Raw genomic sequence first — 18,931 nt, 5'->3', positions numbered from 1 at the left:
ATAAGAACTCTCATTCTCATTAAGCCTTGAAATTTTCATCACTGAATTTATGTAATTAGTTAGGATTCTATTTAAAGTTACTATAAAAACTTTAACTTTTTCATCATCAATCTAACCTCTGACAGACATATCCTTTATGAAATATTTTTATTTTTTTCATAATAATGTTAATGAATAAAAATAAAAGTATCCAGCTCTATGTATATGACCTTGTTTTACTTTCAACGTTCAGCCCAAAAATCAATAGATTTTCTTCCATTATTCCAAACCCAAGTTAGCCACATTACCAACTTTTCCATAAAATTTTAACAAGTTTTATAATTTAATTGTGTATTCATGCCCCGAATCTATTTATTTGCTTTACAAGAAGTAACAAGGGAATCTTAATTTTAAGTCCCATGTTATTCTTCCCAATTAGATTATTTACTCGCTTTATATATCGGAAGTAAAATATTATCAATAATATCCTCAGTATTCGTTTCTGTGATTCTTCCATGCAAAACAAGCTCATTTATAATTAGTATAGCTGGTAAATTTAAAGCCTTTTCAGAAATAGTATCTATTGAAAGTGAAATCTCTTTGCGCTGATTAGCCCTCGTTATAATAGTTTCAGTTGATTCACGAAGACCATTTCCGTTGTTAATAACATTAAATAAATCGTAAGGCGTCATATTAGAAAGCATATCTAAAATCACATCTCGTAGATCATCAGGTCTGATAATTTCAAATAGATTTAAAACATTAAATAAGGCAATTAAATCTTCTCTTAGCGAACCATGATCACTGACTTCTAATTCTATTGATGGTAGATGTCGGCTTAAAGCGGCAAAAATAAGATAACATTTTTGTGGCCATCGGCGATAAATAGCATTTTTGTTGGTTTTTGCAGCGCGAGCTACGTCATCCATTGTCAATTTGCTATATCCCATTTTATTAAGCAATAACCAAGCCTCATCTAAAATTGCATTTTCAAGTATAGCGCCACGGCGTCTACTAGCATTATTGTTCATGATACAACCTCCTATTTTTGGTCTACATAATTCCACCATAATATAGTACCATAAACACCAATAAATAAAATAACAAGAATCGTCAATTTACTGATCCAATTAATAAGCTGAGGATTATTCAAATATATTCCAGAAATTGTCCATGGGATATAACGGCCTAACGGCTGTGATCCAAAAATGGCAGCTATAATTATAGCTACAAATGAAGTACTAACTGGAGCCAAAATTCCCCGTGTCATGCTGGCGATAAGAGGAAATAGAAAACTAAGACTACAATTATAGAGTGTTACTATCCCTAACCTTTTTAGAAGAGTTCCAGTCAATAACACATCAAAATTTGTCAAATCTAAGCTCAAGCCTATGGCAAATGTCGCACCAATTGCTAATACCGTTATGCCTAAAAAACATAATCCTAAAGCAAAAAATTTTGAACATACCAAACTTGTGCGAGAAATTGGCAATGATAAAAGATCTTTAAAAGTTTGATCCTGATACTCTCTACCAAATACCCAGCTGCTTAAAATACCAAAACCCATCAATCCAATAACAGTAGAATACATAAAAAAAGTATTTTTCAAAAATTCTTCCCACGTTTTATCCTGCATATGGATAAGTAACAAAAAGCTATAAAAAGCTAAAATATAAATTGGTATATGACCTCGTACTATTTTATAAAACTCAATTTTAGTCATTGACCATATCTGTTTCATAATGATTTGCCCTCCTTAATTGTTCTAAGAAAGAATTCTTCTAAACTTTCATTTACAGATTGAAAAATCATTGGATTCAATTTCTGATTTTCTAACTGATGTAATAAAGCAGAATATTGGTTAATAGGTATATTCGAAACAAGTATTTCCTCTTCACTTACTGATGTGCATTGCAAGTTTTTTGTAGCAAGGTAATCAGCAAGATTCTCGACAGAGCCATCCGTTTTTATGTAAAGCTTGGATTCTCTACAGGTTTCAAATTCTGAAAAATTTAATTCTCGTAGCAGGCATCCATGTGCTAATATCCCAATTCGACTTACCAGCTTTTCCATCTCATCTAATAGATGGCTTGAAATAAAAATAGTTGTCCCATTTTTAGCCATTTCTAATAAAGACTTACGAACAACTACAAGCCCCTCCGGATCCAATCCGTTTGTTGGTTCGTCTAACAAAAGAATTTTTGGCCTATGAATAAGCGCCTTAGATAATCCAATTTTCTGATTGTTTCCTAATGAAAGATCTTTTACCTTAACCTGACGATAATTATCTAACAATAGCTGCTGTGAGATGTTATCAATTCGTTTCTTAATTTCTGAATCGGGTATTAGTCTTTGCTTTGCATATAATATAAGATTTTCTTCTACAGTAAAGTTTGGATAAGCATGTGGGGTTTCAATTAAGTAACCAACCTGATTCCAAAATTCAGAAGGCAGCTTTGAAATTGATTGTCCAGAGTAATAAATTTCACCAGATGTAGGATTAATCATTTTAAGCAACATCCGCATTGTTGTTGTTTTTCCTGCACCGTTTAATCCTAAAAAACCATATATTTCACCTTCATTAGCTGTCAGATTAATATCATAAACACTATTTTTTGATCCGTAACTCTTTGTTAACTTCTTCGTTTGTATTATTGACAAAACGTAGACACCTCCAATGTTATACTTCAATTAGGGTACTCCAGTACCTTAATTGAAGTATAACATTGGAAATTATAAAACGCAATACTAAATATTCATATTTTTTTATTTATTCTTATCATTATTATTAGATTCCTGATCTCTATGAAACCATTTACTACTCATTTCCCTCAATATATAAAACTCTTCTTTAATTAAAGAGAGATATACATAGAAACTATTTTTAATGTCCAAAAAGGAGCTATTTCAATAAAGGATTTCAGTCCGCTATTGAAATAGCTCCTTATAAATTTAAATTACTCTTATTTTAATATATTGATTTATATATTTCTAAAATCTCTGATACATTTGTATCCCTTGGATTACCTGGAGTACATGCATCTGCCATAGCTGATTCTGCAAGCGCCTTTAAATCTTCTTCCTTTACGCCAATTTCCTTTAATGTCTTAGGTATTCTAACATCCTCTGAAAGTTTTTTAACCGCATCAATAGCTGCTTTTCTGTATTCATCCTGAGACATATTGTCTACACCTTGAACTCCCATTGCTCTAGCAATTTCTCTATATTTTTCGCCAGTTGCTTGTGCATTGTATTCCATAACATATGGTAAAATTACTGCATTAGCAATTCCATGTGGAGTATCGTAAAATGCTCCAAGTGGATGCGCCATTCCATGAACTATACCAAGACCTACATTACTAAAACCCATACCCGCAACATATTGTCCAACAGCCATATCTTCTCTTCCCTTTGGTTCATTGTTTACTGCACTTCTAAGTGAACGTGAAATAATTTCAATAGCTTTTAAATGTAGTGCATCGGTCAATTCCCAAGCTCCCTTTGTAATATATCCTTCAATTGCATGAGTTAATGCATCCATGCCTGTTGCCGCTGTTAATCCTTTTGGCATTGATGACATCATTTCCGAATCAACAACTGCTATAACTGGAATATCATGTGGATCAACACATACAAATTTACGTTTCTTTTCTTCATCAGTTATTACATAATTAATTGTAACTTCTGCTGCTGTTCCTGCTGTTGTTGGAACTGCTATAATATCAACACATTTATTTTTTGTCTCTACTGCTCCTTCAAGACTTCTCACATCTGAAAATTCAGGATTATTAATGATTATTCCAATAGCCTTCGCTGTATCAATTGATGATCCTCCACCTATTGCAATTAAATAATCTGCACCAGCTGCTTTAAATTTATCTATACCTGCTAAAACTACATTTATAGTTGGATTAGCTTTTACTTCATCAAATATTTCAAAATCCAAATTATTTGCTTTTAATAAATCTGTTACTTTAGTAGCTACATTAAATTTAATTAAATCTTTATCTGTTACAACTAATGCCTTTTTATACCTTCTTATTTTAGCTTCTGTGATAATGTTTTCAATAACACCTGCGCCTATATAGCTTGTCTCATTTAAAACCATTCTGTTTGACATAAAAATCAATCTCCCTTTTTATATTTAATTTATTGTTAAATAATTAACTGTTCGTACAAAAAAAATTTATCCAAATATATTTATTAATTGAAGATTTTTTTATTACCCTTGAGAATTCTCAAGGGTAATTTTTTTATATTATAATATATTAACAAGTTATCTAAGGCTATTGCTGAATACGGAGAAGTAGGCTCATACCAAAAATTTTTTCATAGCTTAGCCTCAAATAACTCTATTAACCTAAATAATCTTCTGAGATAGTAACATTAAAATCCTTTGCTAAATCTCTAAAGTTTTGAGAAGTTATAGTTTGCTTTTTTCCACCCATAGATAATACTTTAACTAAAATTTCAGCTGACTTTTCAACTGTGTCCATAAGTCCAAAAGTTAAATCTAATGTTTCTCCTGAGCAGAACATTCCATGATGTGCCCAAATAACAACATCATGTCTCTTCATTAGCTCACCTGTAACTTCTGCAATAGCAGCTCCACCTGGAACCATCCAAGGAACTACTCCAATTCCACTTGGAAATACTACTGGACATTCTGTTGCCATTTCCCAAAGCTCTCTAGTAAATACTACTCCATCTAATGGTAATACAAATGTTAATGCTATTACATTAGTTGTATGAGAATGCATTATAACTCTGTGAGCCCCATTTGTTTTTTCTACCTTTATAGAATGACTCATTAAATGTGAATCTAATTCACTTGTTGGTTTCGCTTCATTCTTTAGTCCCCAAACTATTTTATAGTTTTCTCCCTTTTCATCTATTTTAATTATTCCCGCATTTTCTTCTAATGAAATTTCCATGTTTCTTATGAATTTTCCACTTCCAGTTACTAAAAAATATTCATTAGCAAGATTTTTAACAGTTACACCAATTGGAGTATACTTTGAATCTTCATTAATAAATCCACCAATTGCTACTACTTCATCTTCTGTTAATCTATAAGTTATGTTTCCACCATTTCTTTCATGCCAACCTTTTAGCCAAGCATCATTGGTGATTTTTTTAAAGTTCTCTATAAATTTCATATCTTCTATTGCCATGCTTTCTCCTACTTTCATATTTATAATTGATTTTTAGATTTTTGCTTTAAATCTTTATTCTGATAATTCCATTTGAATTTCTCTCATTACTCTCAATTTTCCAAATAAACTTATTAATTCTGTAAAAATTATAAGTTATTGTGTGATGATAAATGCGCGTAACCTTTATTTATAGATATGAGCGCTATATCTATCTCAAATAACAAATAGATATATCCCCTCTAACTTCTTTAATTATACTTCATTTTTTAGTCAAACACAATTGTTTTTTGTTGTTTTTCTTTGTTTTTATTTGCATGTCTTTTTCAACTCAACATTATTATTAAGTTTGTATTTATGTTTTTAATATAAATGTGATTATTCTAGTTCAATCCAGATATATGACTTTATTTTTTAAAAAATGATCAGCTGTAAATCATTTTTTACAATTTACAGCTGATCATTTTCTACACTAGGTTTTTAATTAAAATACAACTTCAATATTATATGAATGCAATAAATTTATCCATTCCTCTTTTAGTTCCTCATCTGTAATTATATAATCTATATTTTCATAATCAAAAAGCTTTACAAATGATGTTTTATCATATTTAGAATGGTCAACTAATAATATTACTTTATTAGATTGTTTGATCATAGTTCTCTTAATTTCTGCCTCTGCCTCATTTGAATCAAGTATTCCTTTTTCAAGGTCTATACCTTTACAGCTTACAAGTGCTATATCAACGTTATATTTTCTTATAGTATTTTGTGTTATAGGACCTTGCAATGATAAAGAACGTTGTATTACACTGCCACCAGTTGATATAATATTTAAATCCGATTGATTTAATTCTTGAAGCACCTCAATAGAATTTGTTATGACTGTTACATCATTTCTGTTTTTAATCATCTTTAAGGTTTCAAGAACTGTTGAACTGCAATCAGCAACTATTGTACTACCTTCTTTGATAAATTCTACAGCTTTTGCTGCTATATATTGCTTGCTTTCTATGTTAGTTTTTGATCTTTTATAAAAAGGTATGTCTTCATTTGTTTTTTCCGCATTTAATATTGCACCACCATAGCTTCTAGTTACTATGCCTTGTAATTCTAACTTTTCTAAATCTCTTCTTATAGTTTCCTCTGTCACATCAAACTTTTCACTTAACTTCGATACATATACCTTTTTTTCTTTTAATGCTATTGCTTTTATTATTTCTAACCTTTCTCTAGGTAACATTCTATTTCCTCCTTCTATTCATTTCACAACTTCCATACATTTATATTTTAAATCATATTTCAAATAATTAAAATTACATATTTATTATTTGATACTTAATTAATTTATATCCAATATACCAAATCAACACAGATAATACAATATAAATCAAAATTAATTATTGACCATTTTTTAAGAAGAGCTATATAATGTACATATATTATTATTTTCGAAGGAGAATAGCTATGATACAAAAAGCTTTTAAAATGAAATTATTTGAAGGTAAGGAAAAAGAATATGAAAAACGACATAATGAAATCTGGCCAGAACTTGTAAAGGAATTAAAATCTCATGGAGCCTCGACATATCTAATATTTCATGATAAAGAGACCAATTACTTATTTTCTTATGTAGAAATGGAAAGTGAAGAATTATGGGATCAAATTGCAGAAACAGAAGCCTGCAAAAAATGGTGGGAATTTATGAAAGATATAATGGAAACTAATCCAGATAACAGTCCTGTATCTATAGAATTATCTAAGGTATTTAATTTAAAGTAATTATTAAAGTTTTACTTTCATAAACAAAAGTGACTTTAATTGCAATTTTAAAATATACAGAAAGAAAATAGCCTACACTTCTTGGTGCAGGCTATTTTCTTGCTATATTATATAATTCTATATATTTAAGCTTTTTGATTTTCTTTATATCTTCTCCAGTTTCTATAACCTACCTTGTTATTTCCCCATACATTCTCGTAATTTAATCCTGTTAATTCCTCAACTGTTTCACGAGTTTCTGAATCTACATCCTCTTTTAATCCACCATCTTTTAATCTTGCAATTTCTTTCTTAAGTATTTCATGTGTTTTATGAGATACTTTGAATTTATATGATGATATTATACCATATATAAGTAGTATTGCTGGTGCTGCTATTAATATAACCGCCATAGCTGTTAATGCTTCTGGAGGTTGTGCTGTTGTTGATCCAGATTTAAAGTTGAATTCTTGTAATACAACTCCAACTAAGAAAACAGCAAGTGCTTGTGAAGCTTTACGTAAAAGACTCATAAATCCAGCAAATACACCTTCTCTTCTATCAGCAGACACTATTTCATCTACATCAGGAACAAAAGTATAGTTATTCCAAGGAACAAAGTTTATTCCACCTCTTCCAAGTCCAGCCACAGCTGATACAATATATAATGCAACAAGACTGTCAGGAACTGTTTTATATACTATTAAATATCCTATAATACTTACAAAGAATATTAGTGATACAACTCTAAATGCCCCACCAGGACTTAATTTCAATGTGCAATAAGTTGCTATACCAACTCCCGCTATTTGGAATATATACATTAATGCTAATAAGTTTGATGCTACAATAGCCCCCTTAAATAATGCAAATACTATAAAATAAGTAAAAACTGCATTAAATGTATCCTGTGCTAAATACCCTCCAATGTACATTCCTAAATGAGCTCTAAAAGTTTTAATTTTAAGAGTTGTAATTAAATCTATGTAAATTTTCATTACATTTTGCCCAAATGATAATTTTTCCTTTGAATGTCTTCCTTCTAATATTTCTATTTCTTCTAAAGACCTTTCCCAAGTGAATGTGTATACAAGAATTAAAACACATATAAATATTACAGTAAAAATTCCACCAGCAATCAAAAATGATTGTGGAGATTCTTTTCCTAATGCATTTATAAGTCTTCCTGGTAAAAATGCAGCTAGAAAAGCTGAAAATTGAGCAATATACATTCTCGCACTAGTAAGTTTCGCACGAACTTTAAAATCTGATGTCATTTCTGCTGCCAAAGTATCATAAGGTATAAGTACCATCGTATAGACGATTTCAAATGCTATATAAGTCGCAACATAATAAACATAAGAGAAACCACTAACCCAAATAGCTGAATATACAATTATTAAAGGTATTGCTGCTAGTAAAAAGAATTTTCTTCTTCCAAACTTTCTTCCAAGTGCAGTTTTGTGGAAGTTGTCTGTTATAAATCCCATTGTCGGACTTGCTACTGCATCTACTATACGGGCCAACGCAAATATTGAACTCGCTTGAATTGGTGTTAATCCGCAAAAAGTTGTATAAAAATATAATAACCATGCACTTGTTAATGCAAATGCTCCTGCTCCTATGAAATCATTCATTCCATAAGAAAAATAATTTATAAATCTTATTTTTCCATCTTTCTTACTCATATTTCCTCCTAAAATATATTATAAATTTTATTTTTTACATAGTATTTAAGTGTTAACGTTTTTATAATATAAAAAACAAGATTAAAATTCACCATACTATAATAAATTTAATATCTGATTACTCTGTTATAAATCATAAATAACCTTATTTGATATGAGCTCTTTATTTTTCATAAATTTAACTTAACTTGTACACCTTGATGGAATTATCAAATGTAATTAATTCTTTCAATATATTTGTTTTTTCTCTATAGAGTTCTATCTACCATAGCTATTCCCCCCGAGTATCCTAAATTTGTTATCGGTTACTTAAAACATTTACATCCTCTATATTTATATATTACTTTGATTCCAACACAAAGTCAATATATTTTCTTGTATTTTCTTTTGTTTTTATTTGTTTATGTTAGTTTTATCTTTAAAATCATATTTGAATAATCTTTTTCCAATCATTTAGGACTTATTTTTTAGTCATACTTTTGTTTTTAACATTTACTACAATTCATTTTTATTCATTCATTATATATTTTTAATTCTTTTAATATAAAATAAAAGAAGCCTAGGATTTCCCTACGCCTCTTTTATTTACGCCAAACTCTTTGTATATATATTAAAATCAAATCTAACCCTACATATAAATAAATTTATAATAAGCTGTTATAAACTTCCTCAATATATTTTATACTTGAATCCAAATCTTCCGGTATTGTATCTTCAAGTATTATATCTATATAAGGCTTTCTTTTTTTGACTAAGGATAATAACAGCGGATAATTAAATTGTCCTTTTCCTATTGAAACCTGCTGCACCTTTCCATCTTTATAAACAAAATCCTTTGCATGTATTATTGATATTTTTTCACCAAACAATTCAAATGATCTTTTTATTATTTCATCTTGTCTTTCATAATTACTTTCATCTATAAAGTTAATAGGATCAAAAATCACTTGCAGATTATTTGATTTAACACTATCTAGTGCCCTCTTTAATCTCTCTGGAGTGTTCATCACATGTTTTGTAACTCCCTCTATCCCAACTGAAACCCCAAATTTCTCAGCTTCCTCTACAAGAGCTTTTATTGAATTTAATGATCTTTGAAAAGCTTCTTCTGTATTATTTTTTTCTGTATAAATATATTCTCTATTTAAAGCTCCTGTCTCAGTACCCACAATATTGCAGCCCAGGTATTTTGCAAAGCGTATATGTTCCTTAAACATGTCTAATAATTCATTAAGTTCTTTGTCATCTGGATTTGCTAAGTTAATATAACATCCAAGTATACTTATATTAATTCCATACTTTTGAAATGTTTCATTAATATATTGAGCCATTCCTGGTGTCATACTTCCTTTTGTAACCTCAAACTCTGATATTATTTTCTTTGGGACAAATTGTACACTTTTAAGCTTTTTATCATTCATTATTTGTCCTATTTGATCTAGTCTATAGTTTCCAATATCATGTCCTCTAATTCCAATTCTCATAATATTCTTCCTTTCCATAAATGATAATTTTAATTATATAACTCGTTCAATCAAAACTCAACAGTTTTTTGTGTGATTCTTTTTAAAATCAACATAAATCAAAATGCATTCATACCCGCGCATTTAATCAGATCATTACCCATTTTACAATGATTGCAGTTGTCTTATTATTAACATCCTTTAAATATATCATTGATATTTTACTGATATTTTCTTCTTTGTATTTTTGTTTTATGTAGATTTATTTTGTTTTCTGATGTATAATTTATATTGAGATCAAAAATAATCTTAATTCTATAATAAATTTATAAATCATACTAATGATTGCAAACTTATACATTTACATTAAAGCTATATTTATTCAATCAGTTATTTATTGATTGATATTATATTCTCGATTTTATAATAATTACTATTAGAATATAAAATAGAAAGAATATTCCATAATACTTTCTAGCAATAAAATATATGAGGTGATATATGATGAAATTAACAGAAAAAGAAATTCGTGCAAAGCTTGATTTAGTAGTTGATAAACTCATAAACTTAGATCGTCCAGCCGATGAAGAAAAATTAACTAAAGATGGCGGAGAAGCTATTGGAATGTTTCCAAGAGACTTTGGAATTCAAGAATGGGATTGGCCGCAAGGCGTTGGATTATATGGATTGTTAAAGTTAGATAAACATGATAAAAGTAAAAAGTATTTAGACTTTTTAAATAATTGGTATAAAACAAATATAGATAATGGCTTACCATCCAAAAATATTAATACAACAGCACCTTTATTAACTCTAATAAATTTATTAGAAACAAGCCCTAATAAGGAATTTGAAAACCTTTGCTTGAAATGGGCTGACTGGCTTATTGATTGTCTCCCAAGAACTAAAGAAGGCGGTTTCCAGCATGTTACTAGCGCAAACGGAGACAGACAAGGTGTTAGATTAAATGAAAGTGAAATGTGGATCGATACCTTATTTATGACCGTTTTATTCTTAAATAAAATGGGACAAAAATATAATAGGCAGGATTGGATTGATGAATCAATTCACCAAGTACTTATTCATATAAAATATCTGTATGATAAAAAATCTGGCTTGTTCTTCCATGGATGGAGCTTTAACGAAAACAGCAACTTCGGTGAAATTTTCTGGTGCAGGGGTAATTCATGGTTTACATTTGGCATCCTAGATTATATTGATATGTTTGATGGTGAAATGAATCCTGGATTAAAGAAATTCCTAGTTGATACCTTCAAAGCTCAAGTAAATGCATTAGCTAAATATCAATCAAAATCAGGACTATGGCATACAGTCATTGATGATCCTACTAGTTATGAAGAAGTTTCTGGTTCTGCTGCAATAGCTGCCGGTATATTAACAGGAATAAGACTTGGAATACTAGATGATTCCTTTAAACCAGTTGGTAAAAAAGCTATAGAAGCAATCTGTAACAACATAGCTAAAGATGGTACTGTACTAAATGTATCTGGCGGTACAGGAATGGGCTATAATAAAGAACATTACAAAAATATTATTATAGCTCCTATGGCTTATGGCCAATCACTAACTATCATGGCTCTCGTTGAAGCTCTTAACCATGTAGATTGTTAGTTTTTAATTACTAATTATTCAAAAACCTCATTCTCTAGACATAAAGAGAGAATGAGGTTTCTTTTATTTCATATAGCTATCCACCTACCGTTAAGGCACATAAAAATAAATAATAGACAAAATACACGCCGAATATTTAATGCCAAACGAGGAATCAAATTCAGTTCGTAGTTAAACCATTAGCGGAATCTACTGACGCAGTATGGTACAAAATAGACAAGTATACTGATCTATTGTTTTTTGATTGTACCTAAACTTACCCTTATAAAATATACTTCCATATTGACTAAACTTTGAGTTCATATCTACACCAGAAATCAAATACATTTGTGTGCAGCAGGCATTTAAAAATTTCGATGTTAAAAGCACTTAGAGGTAGGTTGTTCCACTTTAGCTTGTCCAATTGAATGATTGGAGCAAGCTAAAGTGGGTGCAACCTACCTCTTAGTACTTTCAGCGTAATTTTCATAGTCCTGCGAAATACAAATGTATTTGATTTCGGTTAGCTACTGAATAAGTTTAAGAGTCTATATTATTTTCTAATACTATCCAGTGTTCTATTCAGATTATCATATGTTTCTTTAGCACATTGATCCGGACTGGCTTTGCCATAACCGACTTTATTTAGAGCATCTATACATACACTTTGAATTAATGTATTTTCATAGTATGGGCTTATCAATATTTCTTTTACACTACTATCTTCTTTATTGGCTTCATATTGCAGTCCTGACAGTTTATTATCTACTTCTAAAGCTTTAATAGCTGTACTGCTTGATGGTACCCCTCTATCGAAACCTAAAACTTTAGCTGCATCTTCATCATTTAATATGAAATTCAATAATAAAGCAGCTTCTTTTGGATGCTCTGTGTTTTTACTTATAGCATATAACATTGATGGTTTTACATAACTTAGACTTGTTTTTCCATCAACAGATGGCAATTTACTAAATCCAGCTCCTTTATTGTTTTTCTTCATTAGTCCTTCAATTTTAGTCGCATCTGAGGTCCATGAAAAACCTGCGACAGATTTATTATCACTTAAATCATTGGCGCCTTTGTGAAGGGTAGCTGGGATTACCTTGTTATCTACAAGAGTTTTATAAAATGTTAATAGATCTTTCAAGTCCTCTTCATTAAATCCAAGAGTTCCATCATCCTTAATAAAGTCTTTTCCAGTCTTCTCCTGAACATAAGCTGTAGGTAGAGCCCATGCACTAACATCATCTAGTTCTAATGGATATTCATTTTCATCTGAAATTTTACTTCTGCTATTTAAAAGCTCGTCCCAAGTATTAAATTTCTCAATTCCATATTTTTTAGCTAAATCTTCATTGTAATAAAAAACCTGCTTATTCATAGAAATTGAAATGCCATTTAACACATTATTTTTAGTACCATATTTTAATATCTCTTTAGAATAATTATCTAATTTTAGAACGTCTGAAACTGAATTCAAATCATAGAATCCTGATCCATCTTTAGAATATGCTTCAAGCCAGTCATAATTTATTTGCATAAGATCTGGCTCTTCATTTCCGGCTATGTTCATGCTCATTTTTTTATTGAAACCTGTCCATTCCGCAAACTCTGGCTTTACCTTAATATTTGGGTATTTTTCTTCAAATTTTTGTATAACTTCCATAGTTTTATCGTGCCTGCTCTCTCCACCCCACCATGAAAATCTTATGGTTACACTATCGTCTGACTTATCTTTATTATTATTTGATTGACATCCATATATACTTAATGATGTGAAACAACACATTAATATTGCTACAATTCTTTTATACATTACAACTTCCTCCTAAAAACATCTAATTTTTTATAATCCTTGCGTCCAAAATGCAAGATTAATTTGTCTTAAATATACTTAAGCTGTCTTCTAATTTTTTCACAGTTTCACTTAATTTCATTGAACGCTCTTCCAAGTTTTCAGCACTAGCTGTCTGTTCTTCTGTTGCCGCCAAAACTTCTTCTGTATTAGCAGATGAATTTTCAGTAATGTATTTTATACTATTTGTTGATTCTAAAGTTTTATCTTTTTGATGATTTATTTTATTCATTAAACTTTCTATATTTCCTATCTCACCAGTTATCTTTTCAGTTGAATTTATTATATTGATAAACGAATTATTAGCAAAAGTTACAGCTTCACTTTGCTCCTTAAATACTTCTCTAGAAGTATCTATGAGATTTTTAGTAGTGCTTGCTTTTGAATATACATCTTTAATTACTTTACTTATGCTCTCTGTTGATTTCCTTGATTCTTCTGCAAGTTTCTTTACTTCTTCAGCAACTACTGCAAATCCTTTTCCACTTTCTCCTGCACGCGCAGCTTCAATACTTGCGTTCAGTGATAAAAGGTTAGTTTCTTCACTTATTCCTTGTATCATTTCAATTACTTTTTCGATTTCCTTTATGCTCTCAGTTAATACTTCGATATTTGATGTTATTTCTCCCATTACCTCATTACTATTTTTAGTTTTAACCTCTAACCCCTTAACTATATTTAATGATTCATCTCCAACCTTTTTAGTTTCATTAGATATAATTGTCACATTTGAAACATTAGATATTATATTATTAATACTGCTCGCTAAGTTTTCCATTATCCCTAATGTTGCATCTAATTCATTGGATTGTTCCACAGTACCTTCTGCAATACCTTCCATTGCCTTGGATACCCCTTCTGCTATTTCAGAAGTTTGTCTTGATATTTCCTTTAAGTCCTTAGCTTCTCTTACAACGATTTCAGAAACACTTCTAGTTTCTTCAATTAAATTTCTTATAGAACCAATCATTGAATTGAAACTCTTGCTGAGCATTCCAATTTCATCTTCTCCAAAGACATCTGCTTTTACTGTTAAGTCTCCCTCTTCTGCTTCTTTCATCTTAACTACAAGATTGTTAATTGGATTAGCTATTCTTCTTGCAAGGAATAATCCAAATATGCCTGAAATTATTATGCACACAATAGTCAATACTATTGTAAGTATTCCTGAAGTTTGAATTTCATGTAATATGTACCCTTTTGGAATTTCATCTATTAATCTCCATCCATTGCTACAAGTATTTAATGTAATTAAATTGCTGCCTGATTCAAACACTTTAGAATTAACTCCATCTATGCTTTTAGCTATGTCATCATTTACCTTAGCTCCAATTCTATTCTTATCAGTTGAATATATGGCTATCCCCTGGCTATCTATTAGTGATAATACAATTCCACTGTTATCATCTTCCCTTTGAAGCATTCCCTCAAGTTCACTTGTATAAATTGATGCTAACATCATCGTTTTATCATTTACCTGCTTTGCATAATATAATTTACTGTAGTTCCCATCTTTACCCGTAAACCAATTTGCTTTACTCTTATTACCACCTACTTGATTTTTTAAATCCGTATATAATGCTTTCATGTCATGCATATTAGTTATGGTTTCAGATGTTTTACCAATTGTAGTTCCATCTTCATAGACTAGTGCAAAATCAGTAAAATTCTGCATCAGACTTATAGATAATAAATAATCACTTATTTCTTTTGATACTTGCTCTTTTTGAAACTGATCTGTTTTATTATCAAGTGGATTAAATATTAAAATGTTATCATTTGCAAAAATAAGAGAAGTTGCATTTTCAATTTCACCTAAATAATTATCTATGTTTAACTGAGTCTGTGCACTTGTACCTTTAGATAACTCTCCTACTTTATTTGTTAATATATTTCTATTATTAACATAAGTTAATGATGCAATCAGCACTATTGATACCAATGCTATTGCTATGTAACTAGCCATTAATTTAGCTTTTAAAGACCTTTTTATATTCGTCCCTTCTTTAAATGCCATAAGCTTTATATCCATTAAAATTCCCCCTAAACTATAGTTAATTAAATTATGATAACCCTTATTATCAGCATGGTTATAATTAGCATTATGCTTTAATAATCTATTATTAGAATAATATCCCATGAACATTGTCTAAAAAAACTTTGCCAAAATATTTCATTTTATTTTGACAAAGCCCAATTTATATTTAATTTATCTAACCTTTAATGCATTTTACTAGTCAGCCACCATGAGCAGCTAGTATATGTCTATTAACTTTAAAAATTATTATATTGTGTTAAACGCTATATTTTATTTCCAATAATATATCTATTGTTAAATGCTATATTATTTTCAAAACTAATTCTTATTCATTTTGTGCTTATCTACTAGGCTCTTTTAGATAGAACCTTTTCTTCATACGCTTTAACTTCTTTAAGCCAGTTTTCAGCAACTGGTACATTGTTCTTTTCACAATAATAATTCCAAATATCACCCATTGGATAAGTTTTGAATTCTTCCATTAAAGCTAATCTTTCTGTGAAGTTTCCAGCATCCTGTAGTTCTCTTAATTTATCATTTGGTATTAACATTGCATTAAGTAATGCTTTTATCATATTTCTTGTTCCAATTGTCCATGCTGCAATTCTGTTTATGCTTGCATCAAAGAAATCAAGCCCAATAATTACTCTATCTAAAGCATTGTTTCTTACTATCTCTTTAGCTAATTCTTTAAGTTCATCATCTAAAACTATAACATGATCAGAATCCCATCTTACTGGTCTACTTACATGAAGAGCAACCTTTTCATCAAATAATAACATTGCTGAAAGTTTATCTGAAACAACTTCTGTTGGATGATAGTGTCCTGTATCCATTAATGACATTATGTTATTTTTAGCTGCATAATTTAGATAAAATTCATTTGATCCTACTGTGTAAGCTTCTGCACCCAAGCCAAATACCTTTGATTCAACACAATCTAAATTATATTTTTTATCTACTTCTACCTTTAAAATTTCATCTAAAGATTCTTTAAGTCTTCTTCTTGGTCCTAATCTATCGCTTGGAATATCCTTATAACCATCTGGAATCCATATATTTGTTAAACAAGTCTGCCCTAATTCTTTTCCAAAATATTCTCCAATCTTTCGTGAAGCTATGCAGTGTCTTATCCAAAAGTCCCTTATTTCTTTGCTCGGATGAGATAATGTTAGACCATCTGAAGCCTTTGGATGAGAGAATATTGTTGGATTAAAATCAAGACCTAATCCATTTTTCTTTGCCCATTCTACCCAGTTTTTAAAATGTTCTGGTTTTAGTTCATCTCTTTCTACTGCTTTTCCATCAGTCTCTGCATAAATAGCATGAAGATTAATCTTATGTTTTCCTGGAATTAAACTTAAGGCTTTCTCTAAATCTTTTCTTAATTCTTCTGCATTTCTTGCCTTCCCTGGATAGTTACCAGTTGCAGCAATACCACCTGACAATTCATTTTGACTTACTTCAAACCCTGTAACATCATCTCCCTGCCAGCAGTGAATTGATATTTTAACTTTATTAAGTTCTTCTAAAACCTTATCTACATCAATTCCCCATTTTTCATATTCTTCTTTGGCTAATTCATATTTTTCTTTAATATTCATTTTTTACTCCTCCGTTTTTATATTAGAATTTTATAAATTTTCATTTACTAGTTTGTTTGAGTAACTTATATTAATAAAACTTATATGCATATATAAATTTACTTTTGTTTTACTTAAATACTTTAATATCAAATGATTCTTTGATAGCTTGTCTTGCTTCTCCTAAGTCTTTAAAAATATTTTTACTTATAAGCTGAGCTACAATGTTTCCTATTGCTGTAGCTTCTACTGGGCCTGCCAGTACTTCTTTTCCTGTGACTTTAGCAACTAATTCATTAAGCAAATCATTTTGACAGCCGCCACCAAAGATATTTATTCTCTTAAATTCCTTTTCAAATATCTCCTCAAGACTGTATACAGCTTTTTTATAACAATGAGCCAGGCTGTTAAACACGCACTGTGCCACTTCACCTATTTCTTCTGGAACTTTTTGATTTGTCTCTTTGCAGTAAGCTTTTATTTCCTCAATCATGTTTTCTGGTTTTAAGAATCTACCATCATCAACATTTACTATTGAAGCAAACTCTGAATGTTTTCTTGCTAAATCAACTAGCTCTGCAAAAGAATATTTGTTTTGAGTATTCCTTCTGACTTCTTGAATGACCCAGAGTCCCATAATATTTTTTAAGAATCTATATCTATAATCTATTCCACCTTCGTTTGTGAAGTTATGCTCCATTGCCTGGGGCACACAAATTGGAAATCTATTTTCAACACCAATAAGTGACCATGTTCCTGAACTTAAATAAATGCTGTCATTATCATTACATACAGATGAGATAAATGCTGAACCCGTATCATGAGTTGCTGGAAGTATTACCTCCATATTAAATCCAAATTCATTAACTAATTTTTCTCTTAAATTTCCTAAGCTTGTTTTAGGTAATTTTATTTCCTGGAAAATTTCTTTGTTAATTTCAAGCTTTTCTAAGATTTCTTCGTCCCAAGTCCTTTCAAAAGAGTTAACTAGTTGAGTTGATGTTGCATTAGTATATTCATTAACTTTCTTTCCTGTAAGCAGGAAATTCAAATAGTCTGGAATCATTAAAAAAGTTTTTGCCTTTTCTAATATTTCCGGATTGTTTTTCTTTATAGAAAGTAGTTGATACACTGTATTAAACCTTTGAAACTGAATTCCTGTATGCAAATACAAATCATCCTTTGGAATAATCTTAAAGACTTCTTTCATCATACCTTCTGTTCTGTCATCTCTATAAGCAACTGCGTTTCCAAGTATCTTATCGTTTTCATCTAATAAAATAAAATCAACTGCCCAGGTATCTATTCCTATGCTCTTTGGAATTTTTCCTATCTCTTTGCATTTTTTAATTCCATTTTTTATATCCTTAAATAATTGCTCAATATTCCAGCAATATTCATTTCCTACTTTAGTTATTCCATTTTCAAATCTATATACTTCTTCTAGATTTATCTTTCCATTTTCTATTGAACCTAATATATGTCTCCCGCTAGATGCCCCAATATCAATGGCTAAATAATAATCCATACATTCCCTCCTATTTATTTATTATTTTATCTAAACTATATTTAAATTATATTGCTTGCGAAAGTCATTTTTAATATCTAGGTTTGCTTAATTTATTATCCTTATTTGCAACTTTATCTATTTTTTTATCATCTTTCAAAACAAAAATAGTTTTGCTCTCTTTTAGTTTTTATAACTATCACAAAGCACTATATTTAAGGGATTTTAGATAAAAATAAATAAAGGTCTGATTCCAATTAAATATTGAAATCAGACCTTTATTTTATAATCTG

14 protein-coding genes are annotated in these 18,931 nt (G+C 29.9%); 2 read left to right on the top strand and 12 right to left on the bottom strand.

Annotated elements, in window-relative coordinates:
• Positions 1 to 419 precede the first annotated feature (419 nt).
• The 6 genes from CDLVIII_RS04265 to CDLVIII_RS04240 all read right to left on the bottom strand — a co-directional run bounded on the left by CDLVIII_RS04265 (position 420) and on the right by CDLVIII_RS04240 (position 6,375).
• Positions 420 to 1,010: a TetR/AcrR family transcriptional regulator gene (locus CDLVIII_RS04265; protein WP_009168197.1), complete on the bottom strand. Its 591-nt coding sequence runs from the start codon at positions 1,008 to 1,010 to the stop codon at positions 420 to 422.
• An 11-nt stretch (positions 1,011 to 1,021) separates the two neighbouring features.
• On the bottom strand, positions 1,022 to 1,720 hold the full coding sequence (locus CDLVIII_RS04260; protein ID WP_009168196.1) for an ABC transporter permease: 699 nt from the start codon (positions 1,718 to 1,720) through the stop codon (positions 1,022 to 1,024).
• Positions 1,717 to 2,640 carry an ABC transporter ATP-binding protein gene (locus CDLVIII_RS04255; protein ID WP_035301654.1) on the bottom strand — a complete coding sequence of 308 codons (924 nt, stop codon included), beginning with the start codon at positions 2,638 to 2,640 and terminating at the stop codon, positions 1,717 to 1,719. The genes CDLVIII_RS04260 and CDLVIII_RS04255 overlap by 4 nt, the downstream gene beginning before the upstream one ends.
• A 307-nt stretch (positions 2,641 to 2,947) precedes the next feature.
• Positions 2,948 to 4,099, bottom strand: a complete 1,152-nt coding sequence (fucO, locus tag CDLVIII_RS04250) for a lactaldehyde reductase (protein WP_009168194.1) — start codon at positions 4,097 to 4,099, stop codon at positions 2,948 to 2,950.
• 235 nt (positions 4,100 to 4,334) lie between these two features.
• On the bottom strand, positions 4,335 to 5,153 hold the full coding sequence (gene rhaD, locus CDLVIII_RS04245; RefSeq protein ID WP_009168193.1) for a rhamnulose-1-phosphate aldolase: 819 nt from the start codon (positions 5,151 to 5,153) through the stop codon (positions 4,335 to 4,337).
• A 463-nt stretch (positions 5,154 to 5,616) separates the two neighbouring features.
• On the bottom strand, positions 5,617 to 6,375 hold the full coding sequence (locus CDLVIII_RS04240) for a DeoR/GlpR family DNA-binding transcription regulator (protein WP_009168192.1): 759 nt from the start codon (positions 6,373 to 6,375) through the stop codon (positions 5,617 to 5,619).
• 224 nt (positions 6,376 to 6,599) lie between these two features.
• Here CDLVIII_RS04240 and rhaM point away from each other — a divergent pair, with 224 nt between their 5' ends.
• Complete coding sequence (gene rhaM / locus CDLVIII_RS04235) at positions 6,600 to 6,914, top strand: L-rhamnose mutarotase (protein ID WP_009168191.1); 315 nt, start codon at positions 6,600 to 6,602, stop codon at positions 6,912 to 6,914.
• Between the two features lie 125 nt (positions 6,915 to 7,039).
• Here rhaM and CDLVIII_RS04230 read toward each other — a convergent pair whose 3' ends face one another.
• Positions 7,040 to 8,581 (bottom strand): MFS transporter, encoded by a 1,542-nt coding sequence (locus CDLVIII_RS04230; RefSeq protein ID WP_009168190.1) that lies wholly within the window; start codon positions 8,579 to 8,581, stop codon positions 7,040 to 7,042.
• Positions 8,582 to 9,225: 644 nt separating this feature from the next.
• Positions 9,226 to 10,065, bottom strand: a complete 840-nt coding sequence (locus CDLVIII_RS04225; protein ID WP_009168189.1) for a sugar phosphate isomerase/epimerase family protein — start codon at positions 10,063 to 10,065, stop codon at positions 9,226 to 9,228.
• A 480-nt stretch (positions 10,066 to 10,545) separates the two neighbouring features.
• On the opposite strand from CDLVIII_RS04225, the gene CDLVIII_RS04220 reads away from it, so the two are divergent.
• Positions 10,546 to 11,676, top strand: coding sequence for a glycoside hydrolase family 88 protein (locus CDLVIII_RS04220; RefSeq protein WP_009168188.1), 1,131 nt, complete (start codon positions 10,546 to 10,548; stop codon positions 11,674 to 11,676).
• A 532-nt stretch (positions 11,677 to 12,208) separates the two neighbouring features.
• Here CDLVIII_RS04220 and CDLVIII_RS04215 read toward each other — a convergent pair.
• The 4 genes from CDLVIII_RS04215 to rhaB form a co-directional block, all read right to left on the bottom strand.
• Positions 12,209 to 13,471, bottom strand: coding sequence for an ABC transporter substrate-binding protein (locus CDLVIII_RS04215; protein WP_009168187.1), 1,263 nt, complete (start codon positions 13,469 to 13,471; stop codon positions 12,209 to 12,211).
• Positions 13,472 to 13,529: 58 nt separating this feature from the next.
• Positions 13,530 to 15,542 carry a methyl-accepting chemotaxis protein gene (locus CDLVIII_RS04210; RefSeq protein WP_186005543.1) on the bottom strand — a complete coding sequence of 671 codons (2,013 nt, stop codon included), beginning with the start codon at positions 15,540 to 15,542 and terminating at the stop codon, positions 13,530 to 13,532.
• A gap of 353 nt (positions 15,543 to 15,895) precedes the next feature.
• Entirely contained in the window at positions 15,896 to 17,152 is a 1,257-nt protein-coding gene (gene rhaA, locus CDLVIII_RS04205; RefSeq protein ID WP_009168185.1) for an L-rhamnose isomerase, read from the bottom strand.
• Between the two features lie 109 nt (positions 17,153 to 17,261).
• The gene (gene rhaB / locus CDLVIII_RS04200) at positions 17,262 to 18,659 is read right to left on the bottom strand and encodes a rhamnulokinase (protein WP_009168184.1); all 1,398 of its coding nucleotides are present in this window, start codon (positions 18,657 to 18,659) and stop codon (positions 17,262 to 17,264) included.
• Positions 18,660 to 18,931: the final 272 nt, after the last annotated feature.

Source organism: Clostridium sp. DL-VIII (assembly GCF_000230835.1).
In the GTDB taxonomy this organism is placed as follows: domain Bacteria; phylum Bacillota; class Clostridia; order Clostridiales; family Clostridiaceae; genus Clostridium.
This window is presented reverse-complemented; position numbering and strand designations above follow the sequence as displayed.